Source organism: Streptomyces sp. SDr-06 (assembly GCF_003324565.1).
Taxonomy (GTDB): Bacteria; Actinomycetota; Actinomycetes; order Streptomycetales; family Streptomycetaceae; genus Streptomyces.
On record NZ_QOLA01000006.1, the window covers coordinates 153255 to 170988 of the forward strand.

The 17734-nt window shown below is 71.8% G+C and carries 15 protein-coding genes and 1 pseudogene; 8 read left to right on the top strand and 8 right to left on the bottom strand.

The annotated features are described in order from the left end of the window. Positions 1–430 precede the first annotated feature (430 nt). Positions 431–1600: an MFS transporter gene (locus tag DT019_RS15600; protein WP_223279564.1), complete on the top strand. Its 1170-nt coding sequence runs from the start codon at positions 431–433 to the stop codon at positions 1598–1600. Between the two features lie 117 nt (positions 1601–1717). On the opposite strand, the gene DT019_RS15605 is transcribed toward DT019_RS15600, so the two are convergent. Then, positions 1718–2653: an SDR family oxidoreductase gene (locus DT019_RS15605; RefSeq protein ID WP_114037389.1), complete on the bottom strand. Its 936-nt coding sequence runs from the start codon at positions 2651–2653 to the stop codon at positions 1718–1720. Positions 2654–2749: 96 nt separating this feature from the next. After that, positions 2750–3376 (bottom strand): annotated as a pseudogene (locus DT019_RS15610) (inositol monophosphatase family protein); the annotation flags it as partial. 175 nt (positions 3377–3551) lie between these two features. Here DT019_RS15610 and DT019_RS15615 point away from each other — a divergent pair. After that, positions 3552–4094, top strand: a complete 543-nt coding sequence (locus tag DT019_RS15615; RefSeq protein ID WP_114037391.1) for a hypothetical protein — start codon at positions 3552–3554, stop codon at positions 4092–4094. 81 nt (positions 4095–4175) lie between these two features. Here the strand turns inward: DT019_RS15615 and DT019_RS15620 are convergent, their stop codons facing one another. After that, a complete protein-coding gene (locus tag DT019_RS15620; protein ID WP_114037392.1) occupies positions 4176–4622 on the bottom strand; it encodes an Lrp/AsnC family transcriptional regulator in 447 nt (148 codons plus the stop codon). 321 nt (positions 4623–4943) lie between these two features. Here DT019_RS15620 and DT019_RS15625 point away from each other — a divergent pair, with 321 nt between their 5' ends. Continuing rightward, positions 4944–5381 carry a nucleoside deaminase gene (locus DT019_RS15625; RefSeq protein WP_114037393.1) on the top strand — a complete coding sequence of 146 codons (438 nt, stop codon included), beginning with the start codon at positions 4944–4946 and terminating at the stop codon, positions 5379–5381. A gap of 102 nt (positions 5382–5483) precedes the next feature. On the opposite strand, the gene DT019_RS15630 is transcribed toward DT019_RS15625, so the two are convergent. Next, positions 5484–6392, bottom strand: a complete 909-nt coding sequence (locus tag DT019_RS15630; protein WP_114037394.1) for a helix-turn-helix domain-containing protein — start codon at positions 6390–6392, stop codon at positions 5484–5486. A 138-nt stretch (positions 6393–6530) separates the two neighbouring features. Between DT019_RS15630 and DT019_RS15635 the strand changes: the two genes are divergently transcribed. Next, entirely contained in the window at positions 6531–7448 is a 918-nt protein-coding gene (locus DT019_RS15635; RefSeq protein ID WP_114037395.1) for an MBL fold metallo-hydrolase, read from the top strand. A 31-nt stretch (positions 7449–7479) separates the two neighbouring features. Beyond that, the gene (locus tag DT019_RS15640) at positions 7480–8919 is read left to right on the top strand and encodes a carboxylesterase/lipase family protein (protein WP_114037396.1); all 1440 of its coding nucleotides are present in this window, start codon (positions 7480–7482) and stop codon (positions 8917–8919) included. A gap of 111 nt (positions 8920–9030) precedes the next feature. Here the strand turns inward: DT019_RS15640 and DT019_RS15645 are convergent, their stop codons facing one another. The 3 genes from DT019_RS15645 to xylB form a co-directional block, all read right to left on the bottom strand. Beyond that, positions 9031–9231: a hypothetical protein gene (locus DT019_RS15645; protein WP_147267314.1), complete on the bottom strand. Its 201-nt coding sequence runs from the start codon at positions 9229–9231 to the stop codon at positions 9031–9033. 198 nt (positions 9232–9429) lie between these two features. Further along, positions 9430–10623, bottom strand: a complete 1194-nt coding sequence (locus tag DT019_RS15650) for an ROK family transcriptional regulator (RefSeq protein WP_114037398.1) — start codon at positions 10621–10623, stop codon at positions 9430–9432. A 30-nt stretch (positions 10624–10653) separates the two neighbouring features. After that, positions 10654–12084 carry a xylulokinase gene (gene xylB, locus DT019_RS15655; RefSeq protein ID WP_114037399.1) on the bottom strand — a complete coding sequence of 477 codons (1431 nt, stop codon included), beginning with the start codon at positions 12082–12084 and terminating at the stop codon, positions 10654–10656. A 93-nt stretch (positions 12085–12177) separates the two neighbouring features. On the opposite strand from xylB, the gene xylA reads away from it, so the two are divergent. Beyond that, positions 12178–13350, top strand: coding sequence for a xylose isomerase (gene xylA / locus DT019_RS15660; protein WP_114037400.1), 1173 nt, complete (start codon positions 12178–12180; stop codon positions 13348–13350). Positions 13351–13433: 83 nt separating this feature from the next. Here the strand turns inward: xylA and DT019_RS15665 are convergent, their stop codons facing one another. Continuing rightward, positions 13434–13940, bottom strand: coding sequence for a hypothetical protein (locus tag DT019_RS15665; protein WP_114037401.1), 507 nt, complete (start codon positions 13938–13940; stop codon positions 13434–13436). An 871-nt stretch (positions 13941–14811) separates the two neighbouring features. Here DT019_RS15665 and DT019_RS15675 point away from each other — a divergent pair. Together DT019_RS15675 and DT019_RS15680 are read left to right on the top strand one after the other, a co-directional pair. Beyond that, a complete protein-coding gene (locus tag DT019_RS15675; protein WP_114037403.1) occupies positions 14812–16518 on the top strand; it encodes a glycoside hydrolase family 6 protein in 1707 nt (568 codons plus the stop codon). Positions 16519–16611: 93 nt separating this feature from the next. Beyond that, positions 16612–17730 (top strand): GH12 family glycosyl hydrolase domain-containing protein, encoded by a 1119-nt coding sequence (locus DT019_RS15680; RefSeq protein ID WP_114037404.1) that lies wholly within the window; start codon positions 16612–16614, stop codon positions 17728–17730. The last annotated feature ends 4 nt before the right edge of the window (positions 17731–17734 follow it).

Sequence of the window (17734 nt, forward strand, 5' to 3'; positions counted from 1 at the left end):
ACGACGAGTGAAGGACGTTCACGCGAGAGGTGCCCGCGTGCCCGCAACCCAGGAGGATCGTCCTGGACATGCCACCGCGCAAGAGGAGTGACGCGACGAGGCGGACGGTGGACCAGGAATTTACGGAGCCGCCGCCCGAGCGGCGGTACGCCCGAGTCCGGGCAGGACGGAGGTGCCTCCGGCGGGTGGTGCCCGACGCATCACCGGCACCGCGCTCTTCGGGCTCTGCCCCGCCCCGGACGGCCTGCCGCAACCGGGCTGTCACCCCCGTCAGGGATATCTTCCCGCCACTCCGCGAGGGGCGGGCACGTACCTCGGCGGCATGGATACCGTGTCCACGCTGCACCCGCCGAGGCAGGGAGAGGACCCGGATGAGCTGGCTGTTGGTGGTCGCGTGAGGGCGCCTGCGGGGGACGCGATGCCCGCGCGGATGCGACCGTGGCGGTTCGTGGTGTGGTTCGGCACGGTGAGCCTGCTCGCGGACTTCGTGTACGAGGGTGCCCGTTCCATCACCGGGCCCCTGCTGGCCTCGCTCGGCGCCTCGGCCCTGGTGGTCGGGGTGGTCACGGGAGCGGGTGAGGCGGCCGCCCTCGGTCTGCGGCTGGTGTCGGGGCCGCTGGCCGACCGCACGCGCCGTTTCTGGGGACTGTCGATCGCCGGATACGCGCTGACGGTGGCCTCGGTGCCGCTGCTCGGCGTGGTGGGAGCATTGTGGGCGGCCTGCGTGCTGGTGATCGCCGAGCGGGTGGGAAAGGCCGTGCGCTCACCTGCCAAGGACACGCTCCTGTCGCATGCCACCGCGACGATCGGGCGCGGGCGCGGGTTCGCCGTACACGAGGCGATGGATCAAGTGGGCGCGCTGGTCGGCCCGTTGGTGGTAGCCGCGATGCTCGCGCTGACGGGCGGGGACTACGGCCCGGCGCTGGGGGTGCTGGCGCTGCCCGGTCTCGGCGTCCTGGGCCTGCTGCTATGGCTGCGGGCCCAGGTGCCCGATCCCTCCGCGTACGAGGGTGACGCGGCCGAGCCGGAACCGGGTTCACCACAGCCGGTCAACAAGCGGCTGCCGCGCGCCTTTTGGGTGTACGCGGCGTTCACCGCCACGACCACCGCGGGCTTCGCCACCTTCGGCGTGCTCTCCTTCCACCTGGTCAAGCAGGGGCTCCTCGCGGCTGCCTGGGTGCCGGTGCTGTACGCCGGCGCAATGGTGGTGGACGCGGTCGCGGCCCTGGCGACGGGCTGGTGCTACGACCGGTACGGGGCCCGGGTCCTGCTGGTGCTGCCGCTGCTGGCCGCCGCTGTCCCGGCACTGGCGTTCACCGCGACGGTGGGTCTCGCGGTGACGGGTTCGCTGGTGTGGGGCGCGGCCACGGGGGTCCAGGAGTCGACACTGCGGGCCACGGTCGCCGGCCTCGTCCCCGTGGGGCGGCGGGCGACCGCGTACGGAGTGTTCGCCGGGGTGGTGGGGGCGGGAAGCCTGGCCGGGGGCGCGCTGACCGGCGCGCTGTACGGCTACTCGATCCCGCTGCTGATCGGGGTGGTCGGCACGCTGCAGGCGCTCGCCCTGGTCCTGCTCCTCGCCACTCGCGTCCGCTCTTCCTGAGCGGAGTGCGGCCGTCCGAGCGGGCCGCCGCACGGGCACGGGGCGATGCCGGCGGGGAAGCAGAGCACCCGCGTCCGGGCCGACCGGCGGCCGGCCCGGGCGTCGCAGTGCTGCCGCTCACCGGTACCCGGTGGCGTCCGCCGGTCTGCCCGCGCTGTCGACCTCGACCAGGTAGCGCCAGCAGTCGGGGCGTGAGCCGTCGAGATCGGTGAAGCCATATGCCTGTGCGAGCTGCCCGCTGGAGAGCGACTGGCCGTTCCAGCGCGCGACATCGGCGTCACCCGCCAACGCCGCGACCGCGCGCCCGACGTACGCCGGACTCTCCGAGATGCAGAAGTGCGGCACCGCCGTCAGCGCGTCGCGCCAGGTGCCCTCGGTGACACCGAACGCGTCGAGCATCATCTCCGAGCGCAACCAACCCGGGGTGAGGGCCACCGCTGTCCCGCCATGCGGTGTCAGTTCGTGAGCGAGCACGAACGCCATGCGCAACACACTGTTCTTGACGAGGTCGTAGAAGTAGGAGTTGCGATAGTGCGCCTGGTTGTACGCGGACGTTCCGTCCGTCATCTCGACCACGAGCCCGCCCGGTCGGCGCACGAGCAACGGCAGCACGTAATGGCTGGTGATCGCGTGGGTCTCGACGCCCAGTCGGAGCAACCGCAGGCCGTTGTCGAGGTCGTGTTCCCATACCGGTGTGTCGAACGCGAACAGCCGCTCGCCGCCCCAGACGTCGTTGACCAGCACATCGAGCCTCCCCTGCTCGGCGTCGACGCGCTCGGCCAGCGCACGGACCTGCTCCGGCACCAGGTGGTCGGTCGGCACCGCGATGCCGGTGCCACCCGCCGCGGTGACCAGTTCCGCCGTCTCCTCGATGGTCTCGGGGCGGTCGTATTCCGAGCGCCGTTCCCGGGTCGTGCGGCCGGTGACGTAGACCGTCGCGCCCGCTGCGCCGAGCTGGACGGCGATGCCGCGCCCGGCTCCCCTCGTCGCGCCTGCGACGAGGGCGATCCGTCCCTGCAGGTCCGGTGCTGATGTGCTGTTCGTGATGGCCATGAGTTCCCTTGTGTGCGTGCACGGTGTGGCCCACGCCGTCGTCGACGCCGGGCGGTGACACCATGCTCGCGCCGAATCCCGACACCTTGTGTCCGGTTAGGTTCGGCTGCGCAGCATCGAGATCAGCAGCGCGTGGGTCTCGGCGTCGGCGGCGGCGACGAGCCCATGGCCCGCCGCACCGATCGGGCCGCCGTCGATACCGGTGACCATGCAGCCGGCCGCCCGGCACAGGGCGATACCGGCCGCGAAATGCACGCTGTTCGAGAGGTCGCCGCCATCGGTGACGTACGCGGCGCGTTTGCCTGCGGCGACCCAGGCCAGCGCGAGTGTCGTCGACACGACCCTCGGCCGGAAGCGCTCAACGAACTCCGGGTTCGCCAGCAGATCCACGGCCCGCAGCCCGGGCGCGCTCGGAAACGGCGGATCGAGGTTGACGTCCACGAGCCGGGTCGCCGACGTGGGCGTCAGCGGTACGTCGTCGGCTCCGTGGCGCCGCACCCAGGCGGTCTTGCCGTCGGTGAAGAAGACCTCACCGCTGAACGGGTCGGCCACCGCCGCCGGTCCGCCGCGCAGCGCCACGTTGACGGCCACCAGCATGGAACCGACGGCGTAGTTCAACGTGCCGCACAGGGGATCCACCAACCACTGGCGCGAGGCGTCGACGCCACCCTGCTGCCCGCCTTCCTCGCCGAGCACCGCGTCCTCGCCCCGCGCGGCACGGGATGGAGACTGCGTGGCCCGCGCGCCGGGGGCAGAGGCACGGTCGGTTCACATCGTCCCGAAGGATGACCGCGCTTCCGCCGCGCGCCGGGTACGGCACGCAGCGCTCGTTCCAGGTGCTCATACGAGTGTGCCGCGCAGGATGACGGCGGGCATTGAACGGTCGCCGAGGAGTCACATGAGACATCACCTGGCCCCTTCTCCCATCGCAGCTGTGGCCGAACCGCCCCGTTGGGCGGTCAGGGCCGCGCATCTGACCACGCTGGTGGTCCTGCCGAGTGGATTGTGGCGCATCGCCATGGTGCTCGGTTATCCCGCGGGATACACGGCGGCCGGCTTCGTGTCTTTCGACACCCCGTGGGCCAAGGTGTGGATGCTGACGCTCAGCGTGCTTAGCGAGTTGGTCGCCCTGCTGACGGTCGGCCTGGTGCGGCCGTGGGGTGAGGTCGTCCCGCGGTGGATACCGCTGGTCGGTGGGCACCGGGTCCGCCCCATGGCCGTGGTGGTCCCCGCCGCCCTGGGCGCACTCGCTCTGACGGCGATCTGGGCCAACGTCCCGTGCTGGTGGGCGTATCCGCACCCGGACATGACTCCCACCGGCAACCTGGTCGTCGGCATCCTCTACCAGCCGTTGGTCCTCTGGGGGCCGCTGACCGCGGCCGTCACGGTCTCCTACTACCGCCGCCACCGCTCCCCACAGCACCCGAAAGCGACAGCCTGAGGAAGCGGCGGCCCACTGCCAAGTGCAGAGGTGGACAGCGAGATGCCCACCCTGGAACCGCCAGCGGCATCTGCCGGCCGTTCAGGGGCGATGGGGCCCGCGGTAGGGCAGAGTCTGGCTGTACACCACGCTGGTGGTCGTGCTGCCGAGGCCCGCCAACTCGTCCATGAGCGTCTCCAGATGGCTCATGGAGGTGGCCGCCACCTTCAAGGTGTAGCAGTCGTCCCCCGTGGTGCGCACACACTCCAGGATTTCCCGCCGCTCGTCGAGCAGGCGCCGCAGTGGCTGGTGGCGGTTGCCCGGGTATTTCAACCGTACGAGGGCCAGCACGGGATATCCGGCCTTGGCCAGATCAACCATCGCGTGGTAGCCGGAGATGACGCCCCGTGCCTCGAGTTGCCGCACTCGCTCCGTCGTGGCCGACGAGCTGAGGCCAACCCGCCGCCCCAACTCGCTGAGGGAGATGCGTGCTTCCTGCTGCAGGTGATCGATGATCGCCCAATCCACGTCGTCGAGGTTCCCGGCCATGGCGCGATCCTACCGGCAGATTCACGGAAGATGGCCGTCATGACCGGGAGAACTCCCTTCCGCCGTCCTTGATCACCGAGATAGCCTCCGAGGCATGCAACTGGGGCGCAACGTGACGAACTTCGGGCGGGGAACCGAACCGACTGACCGACCAGTACCTGGGCACCTGCGGGGACGCCTGGCGCGAGGAGGTCTGCGGTCACCCCGTGTCCGTGCCCATCCGGGTAGTCCGCAACAGCGAAGCCGCCATCAGGTTCGCCGACAGCCTCAGGCGGTCTGGCAGGCACTCACCACCGTAGCCACACACTGGAGGACCGCACCGTGATCACCACCGCCGACGAAGAACTCCTGCGGCGCGCTGTCGACATCGCGGCTCACGCCATCACCTTGGGCGACGCGCCGTACGGCTCGCTGCTGGCGGGCCCGGACGGGGCGATCCTCGCCGAGGCCCACAACACCGTGCGGCGCGACAACGACATCACCGCCCACCCTGAACTGAAACTCGCCCGCTGGGCGGCAAGCGAACTGGCTCCGGACACAGCCGCCCACACCACCCTGTACACCAGCTGCCAGCCCTGCGGCATGTGTGCTGGCGCCATCCTGCGCTCAGGCCTCGGCCGGGTTGTCCACGCACTGTCCACGGAACAACTCGTCGCGCTCAATCCGCTGTCGGGCCACTGGCCGGCGGTCGCCCAGGACGGCCCCGCCCTGTTCGAGGCGGCACGCATCCCCATCGACACGTATAACCAGGCAAGGTGAGGGGAGGAGGAGAACCCTCGAGGACACCTGCGAGGGCCTGATTCCGGGAGCGGGACACTCCGTCGCCCTCACCCTGCGCCCACCACCCCCTGAGCCGCCTGACTACGCCTGCCGGGGTGGCTCCTCGACCACGCGGATGTCGTCCGCGCGGGGAGACCGGTCCCCGCTCGCCTGCCGGAGGAGCGCGAGGGCTGCCTCGGAAGGGGAACCGGCGGGGGTCGTGCACACGATGAGTGCCTGGTCCGGCGAGCGAGCGATCGACAGGGTCTGCTGGGTCACCGTCACCGTGCCCACGACGGGGTGGCGCAGCTCGTACGACGCGGCATCGCACGGCGTCACGCGGTGGTCCCGCCACAGTGCGACGAACTCCGTGCTGCGCATGGTCAGTTCGCCGATCAGCTCCGCGAGTAGGGCGTCCTCGGGGTGCCTGCCGACGGCGATCCGCAGATTGCCGACCACCGCGCGCGCCTTGCCCTTCCAGTCCGCGTACAGCTCCTGACAGTGCGGGTCCAGGAACAGCATCCGGCTCATGTTCGGGCGTCGCGCCGGGTCGCGCGGACCGAGGAAGTCCAGATGGCCGGCGAGCAGGGAATGGCCGAGGGCGTTCCAGGCCAACACGTCCGTACGGCGGCCGAGCACGATCGCGGGGACGCCGTCAACGGCACGCAGGAGGTCGCGTGTGTCGTCGGACAGCTTCTCGGGGCGCGGGCGGCGCGGTCGTGGCGCGTGGCGGGCGGAATCGGCGAGCCGGTCGAGGTGCTCACGCTCATGGCCGTCGAGCAGCAGGGCACGGGCGATCGCGTCGAGCACCTCGGCCGAGGCCCCCCGCGACAAACCCTGTTCCAGGCGCGCGTAGTAGGAGACGCTGACGCCCGCCAGTTGGGCCAGCTCCTCACGCCGCAGCCCCGCCACCCGCCTGCGCGGCCCCAGTTCGCGCAGGCCGACGTCCTCGGGGCGCAGCCGCGCCCGCCGGGCTTGGAGGAAGGCGCCCAGGGGGCCGGGTCCGTTCATGGCGCCAGTATCCGGCGCCCCGGCCCCTCCCAGCCACACCCTGCGAGGGGTACGACAACCCGGGAGTGGCACCTGCCCGTCCGCGTGCCCAGGATCGGCCACATGCAGCCACCTCCCCCGGACCCACGGACGGAACCCATGGACCAGAACCCGGAGCAACTCATCCTCGGCGACGTCACCGTCACCCGCGTCAAGGAGTTCTACGGCTCGGCCGAGATGTCGCCGGGCCAGTTCTTCCCGGACAGCCCGGACGGCTCCTGGGAGGAGCACCGGGCATGGCTGGCGCCCGATTTCTGGAACCCGCGGACCGACGAGTGCCATACGGCGATCCAGTCCTGGCTGCTGCGCAGCGAGGGGCGCACCATTCTCGTCGACACCGGCGTGGGCAACCACAAGGACCGGCCCTACGCCCCGGTCTGGAACCGCCTGGAAACCGACTACCTCGCCCGGCTCGCCGCCGCCGGGGTGCGGCCCGAAGACGTCGACCTCGTGGTCAACACCCATCTGCACATCGACCACGTCGGCTGGAACACCCGCCTCGACAGCCGGAGTTGGGTGCCGACCTTCCCCCATGCCACCTACCTCATGAACCGGCGGGACTTCGACTTCTGGAACCCGGCGAACGAGAACAAGACCGTGCTCGGCCGTGGGAACCAGAACGTCTTCGAGGACAGCGTCGCCCCCGTTCACCAGGCGGGGCTCACCCGTCTGTGGGAGGAGACCTACCGCATCGACAAGAACCTGCGTCTCGACCTGGCCCCCGGGCACACCCCCGGCTCCTCCGTGCTCACCCTGGAATCCGGCGGTGATCAGGCCCTGTTCGTCGGGGACCTGGTGCACACCGCGCTGCAAATCGCGGAGCCCGACACCAACTCCTGCTTCTGCGAGGACCCGGCGGAATCCCGTGCCACCCGGCGCAAGCTGCTCGGCCGCGCCGCCGAGAACACCATGCTCGTCTTCCCCGCGCACTTCGGCGGGCAGGGCGCCGCTGAAGTCACCCGCGCGGGGTCGAAGTTCGCGATCAAGCAGTGGGCACCCTTCTCCCGCCTCACCTGACGCCCCCACCTCGACACAGGAAGAGCTTTCCGTGACCCCACAGACAGATCCGGTGGTCGAAACCCCCGCGGGCGCCGTGCGCGGCCTCCGCGGCGCATCCGGCGAGCGCTACCGCGGCCTGGCCTACGCGGCGACGCCGACCGGTGCCGGCCGATTCGCCCCGCCCGCGCCGCACCCGGGCTGGTCCGGTGTCCGCGACGGCACGCAGCCGTCACCCACCGCTCCCCAGCCCGCCCGCGCCTTCGGCCGGCTCGACATGACCCCCTACTTCGGGCCGGGCTGGGTGCCCGGCGACGAATACCTGAGTGTGGATGTCCACACGCCTGCCGCCGACGACGGCAGGCGCCCCGTCATGCTCTTCGTGCACGGCGGTGGCTTCGTCACCGGTTCGAACCGCGCGGCGCTCTACGACGGCGCCGCGTTCGCACGCGACGGAGTCGTGCTCGTGACCGTGAACTACCGTCTCGGCGTTCCCGGCTTCCTCGACCTGCCCGGCGCTCCGCGCAACCGGGGTCTGCTCGATGTGCTCGCCGCTCTCGTCTGGGTACGGAACACGGTCGCGGTATTCGGCGGCGACCCCGACAACGTCACGCTCTTCGGCCAGTCCGCGGGCGCCACGCTGATCGCCGCGCTGCTCGCGACGCCCGAGGCCAAGGGCCTGTTCCGGCGGGCGATCATCCAAAGCGGCAACGGCGCCGGCGCGTTCACCCCGGAGCAGGCGCGGCGGGTCACCACCGCGGCAGCCGCCGCGCTGGGCGTCGAAGCCACCGTCGAGTCGTTCGCCCCGATCCCGGACGAGCGCTACCTTGCGATCCTGCCCGCCCTGGCCGGCCTCGACCTCCGCACCAGCACCGCCCTGGACCCGCTGGCCGGGCTCAGCCCCTTCAGCGTGGTCCTGCCGGTCCAGCCCGCCGATGCCCTCGCCGACGGCCCGGCCGCCGATGTCGACCTGCTCATCGGCAGCAATACCGAAGAGGGACACCTCTACGTCCTACCGCACGGCGACCTGGAGCCCACCACGTCAGCGGACCTGCTCGCCCTCACCTCCCGGATACATCCGGAACCGGAGATCGCCCTCGCCGCCCTCCGCACGGCACGGCCGGACGCGACACCGGGCGAGCTGCGCTCCGCCGTGCTCGGACAGGCCCTGTTCACGGCCGGTACGACGCGCATGGCCCAGGCACACGCGCGGATCTCGGGCGGCCGCACTCACCTCTACTCGTTCGGCTACCGCTCGACGGCCCTGGACGGCCGGCTCGGCGCTGCCCACACCGTCGAACTGCCCTTCGTGTTCGACCTCGCCGACCAGCCCTGGCTGCACGGCGACATCGGCCTGCTCGGCCCCGGCCCGGCCCCCGCAGGACTCGCCTCGCAGGTGCACGGCGCGTGGATCGAGTTCGCCCGCACGGGGAGCCCGGGCTGGGCCCCCTACGACCCGCGGCACCCCGAGGCCGAGCCCCTCGGCGGCTGATCAGCACCACAGCGGCGCTGCCCAGGATCGGCGGCGCGCCGAAGCGTCGCCGATCCCCAGCCCCGAGGAGACACCGGCCGACCGAAGAGGCGGGGCCGGGGGCACGCCGTCCTACGGGACAGCCGTGGCCGAGTGCGGCTGAACGCCGCGGAGCCCGTACTCAATGGCCGTCGCGTCCGGCGTCAGAACGCCGGCCCGGGCACTGACCGCGGGCGTCTGGGCCGCCTGCGCGTGCGCATGGGCGGTGGGTGCGACGAGCGCGGCTCCCAGCAGAACCGTGGTGGCGATGACCTTGATTGCTCCGCCGGTCACGTCGGGCATCGTGTTCCCCTCCCGTAATGGGCTGCCCGGCACCCACTGAGCCGGCAGCACCTATACCGTCGACTCTCCGCGGCCCGGCGGCAAGCTTTTGCGCCAGAACGCGAGGAATCCGGAACCAGCACCGTCAGAGCCCCCACCCGAGACGACGACTTGCCGAGCCCACGCGGTCGATCGGCGTTGACGCCCCGATCAGCCGGCGGGCAGCAGGGTGGGATCCATCATGATGCGGCGGACCGTTGTCAGTGCCGCCCCCAGCACGGGTCCGCGCCGACCCAGGGCGGACGGGCGCAGAGCCTCCGGGGCCCAGGGTCGTACCGTGACCCGGGCGGCCAGTTCGGCACGGACGGACGGCAGTAGCCAGTCGGCGAGTTCGGTGTAGGCGCCGCCGAGCACGAGGGCGTCCGGGTCGATGAGCTCGACGGCGGACGCCAGGGCGAGGCCGAGGGAGCGCCCCGCGCGATCCAGGGCCCGCAGGGTGGGCGCGTGCCCGGCCACCGCCCGCTCGGCCAGCAGCGCGACGGGGTCGCCGACGTGGGCAAGTCCGGCCTCGCGCAGCACAGCCGCCTCGCCCGCGTACTGCTCCAGACAGCCGCGCGCACCACAGGCGCAGTCGGAGCCGTCGGGTTGGACGGGGAGGTGACCGAGTTCACCGGCGAAGCCGCGCGCCCCACGGAACAGTCGGCCGTCGATGATCAGGGCGGCTCCGATCCCCGCCTCGGCCGAGACGTGCACGAAGGTCTCCGCGGTCCGCCCGGCGCTCCAGTACTCGGCGAGCGCCCCGAGGTTGGCTTCGTTCTCCGGTTCGGGCAGAGCGTCCGGGTCGGGCCAGTGGTCGGCGAGGCGGACGGCGCGCCAGCCGAGGTTGGGCGCCCGCTCGACGAGTCCGCCGGGTTCGTTGGGCACCACCCCGGGCACGGCGAGGACACGCCCTTCGACGCGCAACCCGAGGGCGGTGGCCTCCGCCTCCGCGTCGACGGCCAGGGCGGCGGCTTCAGCCAAAACGTCCCCGGCCGGCCGCCCGGTGTTGTCCTGTTCCACCCTGCGCCACAGCCGCGGCTCGCCGCGCAGGTCCACCACGCACGCGCCGAGGTGGGTGGCGCCGATCTCCAGCCCGAGGCCCGCGGGTCCGCGGTGGCTGACGACCAGGGCCCGTCCGGGGCGGCCGACCCGGCCGCTGGCCGTGGCAGCCTCCTCGGTCAGAGCGCCGCGGTCGATCAGTTCGTCGACCAGGGAGGAGACGGCCGCCCTGGTCAGTCCGACGCGCCCGGCGACGGCGGCGCGCGAGAGGGGACTGTGGGCGCGGACCGCTCCGAGGACGACCGCGAGGTTCCGCCGCCGCATGTCCTGCTGCGATGCCGGCCCGTGCTCCGTGGCCCTGTCCATCCTGCCGCTGCCCGCCACGTGCCGCCCCTTCTACCGGTCCCCGGTCGCGGCGCCCTGCAAGGCCCCGGCCCGACGCAGGGTATCGCCGATCCTTTCGAGCGCTTCGTCGTCCCTCCGCACCGCCGCCAGAACCTGGCCATCGGCCGTGCGCCAGCGGCGCGCCACGGCGTCGGCGGGTTCGCCGGTGAGCAGGGCGGCGGCCTGGGCGGCCGCGCCGAGCGCGACGAGTTCCTCGGCGTCGGGCACCTGGACCGTCCGTCCGGAGAGCCGAAGGACGGTCCGCTGCCAGGCCCGACCGCGGGCGCCGCCGCCGATCAGCAGCAGCGGCTCCTCACCCTCGGGGTCCGTGCCGCTCGCGCGCAGCACGCCGTCCAGGGCGGCGAGCAGGGCATGGGCGGCGCCGTCGTACGCGGCCTGGAGCAGGTGTCCCGGCGTGGTGTCGTGGCGCAGTCCGTGGACCAGCCCGGAGGCGGACGGCAGATTCGGTGTGCGTTCACCGTCGAGGTAGGGCAGGACCACGGCGGTACCGCCCTCCTCGACCTCCTCGCGGCCACGGCCCAGGAGGGCGGCGAAGCGGTCGACGGCGAGGGTGCAGTTGAGCGTGCAGGCCAGCGGCAGCCAGCCGCCGAGGGCATCGGCGAAGCCGGCGACGGTGCCGCCCGGGTCGGTCGGCCTGGTGCGGCCCACGGCGTAGACGGTTCCGGAGGTGCCAAGGCTCAGCACCGGCTGCCCGGGAAGCAGGCCCAGGCCGAGAGCGGCGGCCATGTTGTCGCCGGTGCCGGTGGCCACCAACGCGCCCTGGCGCAGCGGCATCCCGGCGCGGACACGCCCGGCCGGCGCGCCCGGCGGGAGGACGCGCGGCAACAGGGATGCGTCGAGAGCGATGCGGGCGAGGATGCCCCTGTCGTAGCCGTCCGGGCCCCACCATCCGGTGCCCGATGCGTCCCCCCGGTCGGTGACGGCCTCGCCGGTCAGCCGCTCGGTGAGGAAGTCGTGGGGAAGGCGGACCGCCGCGACCCGGTCCGCGGCGGCGGGCTCGTTGGCGCGCAGCCAGGCCCACTTGGCGGCGGTGAAGGCGGCGGTCGGAACACTGCCGGTGCGGCGGGCGATCTCCGCGGCGCCGATCGCGGTCCGCAACTCGGCGGCCTGGGGCGCGGATCGGACGTCGTTCCACAGCAGCGCCGGGCGCACCGGATGCCCGCCCGCGTCGAGGGTGACCAGGCCGTGCTGCTGACCGGCGATCGACACGGCGGCCGCGCGGTCCGCCCAGCCCGTCCGGGCCGCGGCCCCACGGAGCGCGTCCCACCACTGCTCCGGGTCGCTCTCGCGGCCGGTGCCCTCGGTGACGGTGTGCGCCGCGCGGCCCTGGCCCACGACGGCACCCGTGTCGAGGTCGACGGCCAGGGCCTTCGTGGACTGGGTCGAGCTGTCGAGGCCGATCACGACGCGCTGCTGAGCCATGCGTTCCTCCGAGGGGTTCCTTCCGGCGTCTGGGCATACTAATTTGTTTTGGGCCATGACAAATAGATCTCGGCACTGAGACGGAGCCGCGCCATGCCCAGTGACCCGCTGTCCCCCACCCCCGCGCACAGGTTCACCTTCGGACTGTGGACCGTCGGCTGGCAGGGGCGCGACCCGTTCGGGGACGCCACCCGGCCCGCTCTCGACCCGGTCGAGACCGTGCATCGGCTGGCCGAACTCGGCGCCTACGGCGTCACCTTCCACGACGACGACCTGATCCCGTTCGGCGCGAACGACGCCGGCCGCGAACAGGCCGTCAAACGCTTCCGCGGCGCGCTCGACGCCGCCGGACTCAAGGTCCCGATGGCGACGACCAACCTGTTCACCCACCCGGTGTTCAAGGACGGCGCCTTCACCGCCAACGACCGCGCCGTGCGCCGCTACGCGCTGCGCAAGACGATCCGCAACATCGACCTGGCCGTGGAACTCGGCGCCTCGGTCTATGTCGCCTGGGGCGGTCGTGAAGGCTCCGAGTCCGGCGCGGCCAAGGACGTGCGTACCGCGCTCGACCGGCTGAAGGAGGCGTTCGACCTCCTCGGTGAGTACGTCGAGCAGCAGGGCTACGACCTGCGCTTCGCGATCGAGCCCAAGCCCAATGAGCCGCGCGGCGACATCCTGCTGCCCACGGTCGGCCATGCTCTGGCGTTCATCGACCAACTGGAGCGGCCCGACCGGGTCGGCGTCAACCCGGAGGTCGGCCACGAGCAGATGGCCGGCCTCAACTTCCCCCACGGCATCGCCCAGGCCCTGTGGCACGGCAAGCTCTTCCACATCGACCTCAACGGTCAGTCCGGCATCAAGTACGACCAGGACCTGCGGTTCGGCGCGGGAGACCTGCGCCAGGCCTTCTGGCTGGTCGACCTGCTGGAGTCGGCCGGTTACGAGGGCCCCCGGCACTTCGACTTCAAGCCGCCGCGCACCGAGGACTTCGACGGGGTGTGGGCCTCCGCGGCCGCCTGCATGCGCAACTACCTGCTGCTGGCGGAGCGTTCCCGCGCCTTCCGGGCCGACCCCGAGGTCCTGTCGGCCCTCGACGCCTCCCGCCTGCCCGAGCTCGCCCTTGCGACGGCCCAGGACGGACTGGCCGGGCTGCTGACGGACCGGTCCGCCTTCGAGGAGTTCGACATCGAAGCCGCCGCCCGCCGCGGCATGGCCTTCGAGCAACTGGACCAACTGGCCCTGGAACACCTCCTCGGCGCCCGCTGATCACATCCACGAGCCGAGGCGCACACCTCTGACCGGTGCGCCATCCTGCCCCCGGCGGAATCCGCTCCGCCGGGGCCGGGCCGCTACTTGATGACCGCGTTGGCCACGACCACGATGACTCCGAGCAGCCCGTCGGCCACACCGAGCTTCACACCGGAGCGCCAGGTGCGGCCAGCCGCCCGCGCGGCCAGCAGGCCCCAGCCGAAGAGCAGCACGATGTTCAGGGCGAAGACGACGTACTCGATGTTCCGTGAACCCCACCAACCGAGCCCCGCTCCGTCCAGAACCAGCACCGTGGGCAGCGTCGCGGCCACCAGCGGCCACTCGTCCAGCAGGATCCCCAGGGCCTGCGCACCACCGTGATGGGTCTCGTCCCCGCGCCGGGCGATGATGTGCGCGTACCCGTGCGCCAGGGCAGAGGCGACCGCCGTGATCAGCAACCACTTGGCGTCGTACAGCCGGTCGGCGCGGGCCCTCGCGCCGTACTGGGTGAGCGCGGCCACCATGGAGCTGGCGAGGACAGCGCCGTAGACACCTCCGAACAGCACGTTGGGCTGGGCGGCGAGGCGGCGGAGAACGCGGGTGCGCATGGGAGGTCTTCCTGGCAGAGGAGCGGCGTCGTCACCCATGACACCGTCTGCGCCGATCCTCGGAGTGCCACCTCGCCGGAGTTCCCCCGATCGGCCCGGGCGGACCGTGGCGCACCGCGGACGGGGCCCCGGGGAACATCGGTCAGGGGCACGGCGGGTCGACGGTACGGCGGTCCACCAGCGCCGTGCGGCTCGGCGTCTGTCCGGGATCCATGTGCCGGTTCCTCCTTGAAGCTTGCGGCTCGGGAGAATTCAGGTCTTGAACCCAGTGGGAGCGCTCCCATAGTGGAGACGGCCCCGCGCGCGGTCAAGGTGTTTGAAGAGTCGAAAGACTTCCCGCATGCAATTCAGACAAAGTCGGGACGCGCCTCTGGGCAATGGCGTCCCCGGGCGCTACGTTCCTTCGCACCAGTGGGAGCGGTTCCATTCAGTCGACGCGCCGGTCACGGCGCGCCCAGCTGCAAGGAGTCGCTCATGCGACACCCCCCGCCTTCACTACTCTTAGCCGCCCGCCACGCGAGGACGCGTCAGCGGCCCGCCCTGCCCTCCGCGATGGCCGAGTACATCACCTCGTCCTGCCGGGTGAGGTGCGCGGCCACCGACCGCCGTGGCACCCGCTTCCCGAGTTCCGCCAAAAGTCCCAACCGGCTGGTTCGCGCGCCCAGTTGGATGCTCGTCCCCTCGCGCGCGGGCCGGGTCAGCCATGGCCGGAGCGCCGAGCGGCACCGGTGCGGCCCCACCACGACCACCGCCGGCCGGCTGCCGTACGCCAGCTCCGACGGCCGTCCCTGACAGCCGACCGCCCTCACCACGTAGTGCGGCGGCCCTCCCACCCCCGTAGACACCACGCCAACCGAAGGGACCCACACGCATGAAACGCACCCGAACGTCCCTGCTCGCTGCCCTGACCCTGGTTGCCGGAGCCTCCGGAACCGTTCTCTCCACCACACCGGCCGTCGCCGCGGCGACGGCCACCCCCTGCACCGTCGACTACAAGGTGCAGAACCAGTGGGACACCGGTTTCACCGCCGCCGTGACCATCACCAACAACGCTGCGGCCAAGTCGGGTTGGTCGATGAAGTGGTCCTATGCCGGCAACCAGCAGGTCACCAGCGGCTGGAGTGCGAAGGTGAGTCAGAGCGGCGCCGCCGTCACCGCGGCCAACGAGAGCTACAACGGAGCGCTGGCGACCGGCGGATCGGTGAGCTTCGGCTTCAACGCCTCCTACAGCGGGACCAACGCCATCCCCAGCACGTTCACGCTCGACGGCGTCACCTGCAACGTGGACGCGGGGGGCGGCGACAACGGCGGAGGCAACAGCGGCAGCCGGGTCGACAACCCGTACGCCGGCGCCAAGATGTATGTGAACCCGGAGTGGTCGGCGAAGGCCGCCGCCGAACCGGGGGGCAGCCGCATCGCCGACCAGCCCACCGCCGTCTGGCTCGACCGCATCGCCACCATCAACGGCGTGAGCGGCGGCATGGGGCTGCGCGCCCACCTCGACGCGGCGCTGAAGCAGAGGGGATCCGGAGACCTGGTCGTCCAGCTGGTCATCTACGACCTGCCCGGACGTGACTGCGCCGCCCTCGCCTCCAACGGCGAACTCGGCCCGAACGACCTCGACAGGTACAAGACCCAGTACATCGACCCGATCGCCTCGATCCTCGCCGACCCGGCCTACGCGGGCCTGAGGATCGCCACCGTGATCGAACCCGACTCGCTGCCCAACCTGGTGACCAACGCCGGCGGCACCAACACCACCACCGACGCCTGCGTGACCATGAAGAACAACGGCAACTACGAGAAGGGTGTCAGCTACGCCCTGACCAAGCTGGGCGCCATCCCGAACGTCTACAACTACCTCGACGCCGGGCACCACGGCTGGCTCGGCTGGGACAGCAACCTCGGACCGGCCGCCCAGGAGTTCGCCAAGGTCGCCACCACCAACGGCGCGAGCGTGAACGACGTGGCCGGGTTCATCGTCAACACCGCGAACTACGGTCCCGTCAAGGAGCCCTACTTCAAGATCACCGACAGCGTGAACGGTCAGACGGTCCGCCAGAGCAAATGGCTGGACTGGAACCAGTACGCCGACGAGCAGACCTACGCCCAAGGACTGCGCGACAAACTGATCGCGGCCGGCTTCAGCTCCGGCACCGGCATGCTGATCGACACCTCCCGCGACGGCTGGGGCGGCTCGGCCCGGCCCGCTGGGCCGGGCCCGGCGACCTCCGTCGACGCCTACGTCAACGGCGGCCGCATCGACCGGCGCATCCACGTCGGCAACTGGTGCAACCAGAGCGGCGCCGGAATCGGCGAACGCCCCACCGCCGCCCCGGCCGCCGGGATCGACGCCTATGTGTGGGTGAAGCCCCCGGGAGAGTCCGACGGTGCCAGCTCGGACATCCCCAACGGCGAGGGCAAGGGCTTCGACCGGATGTGCGACCCCACCTACGGCGGCAACGCCCGTAACAACAACAGTCCCTCCGGCGCTCTGCCGAACGCGCCGCTGGGCGGGCACTGGTTCTCCGCCCAGTTCCAGCAGCTGATGCAGAACGCCTACCCGCCGCTGCCGTAACCGGCAGACCGACCGCGCCGGGGCCGACCGCTGCCCACGGGCCGGCCCCGGCGCCTCCCGCCCCTCTGCTCCCCCACCTCCGAGAGGACCCCCATGCGACCCTCACCCCACCCCGCCCGCGGCGCGCGCGGCCTGTTGGGCGCCCTGCTCACCGCGCTCATCTCGCTGGCCGCGCTGCTGACCACCGCCTCGGCGGCTCAGGCCGACACCACCTTGTGCGACCAGTTCGCGTCGACGACCATCCAGGGACGCTACGTCGTCCAGAACAACCGCTGGGGCACCAGCGAGACCCAGTGCGTCACCGCCACCGACTCGGGATTCAGGATCGCGCGGGCCGACGGCGCGGTCCCCACGAACGGCGCCCCGAAGTCCTACCCCTCCGTCTTCAACGGCTGTCACTACACCAACTGCTCACCCGGCACGAACCTGCCCGCCCGGCTCGCCACCATCACGGGCGCGCCCAGCAGCATCTCCTACAGCTATGTGAGCGACGCGGTGTACGACGCCGCGTACGACATCTGGCTCGACCCCACGCCCCGTACCGATGGCGTCAACCGGACCGAGATCATGATCTGGTTCACCAGGGTCGGCCCCGTCCAGCCCGTGGGCTCACAGGTCGGCACCGCGAGCGTGGCCGGACGCCAGTGGCAGGTGTGGTCGGGCAACAACGGCACCAATGACGTGCTGACCTTCGTCGCGCCGTCAGCGATCGCCGGCTGGAGCTTCGACGTCATGGACTTCGCCCGGCAGGCCGTCTCCCGCGGCCTGGCGCAGGACAGCTGGTACCTGACCAGCGTTCAGGCGGGCTTCGAGCCCTGGCAGAACGGCGCCGGCCTCGCCGTGACCTCGTTCTCCTCCACGGTCACCACCGCGGGCGGCAGCCCGGGTGGCCCCCGGGCCTGCGAGGTGGCCTATGCGACGAACACCTGGCAGGGCGGCTTCACCGCCGACGTCACCGTCACCAACAGCGGTGCCTCCCCTGTCGACGCCTGGCAGCTCGGATTCAGCCTGCCTGCCGGACAGCAGATCACCAGTGCCTGGAACGCGAACGTCTCCCCGTCCTCGGGAGCGGTCACCGCGAGCGGCCCGCCCTACAACGCGCGGATCGCCCCGGGCGGCCACGTCACCTTCGGCTTCCAGGGCACCTACGGCGGCGCGTTCGCCAGGCCCGCGGGGTTCAGCCTGAACGGCACCGCCTGCGCCGCGACCTGACCAT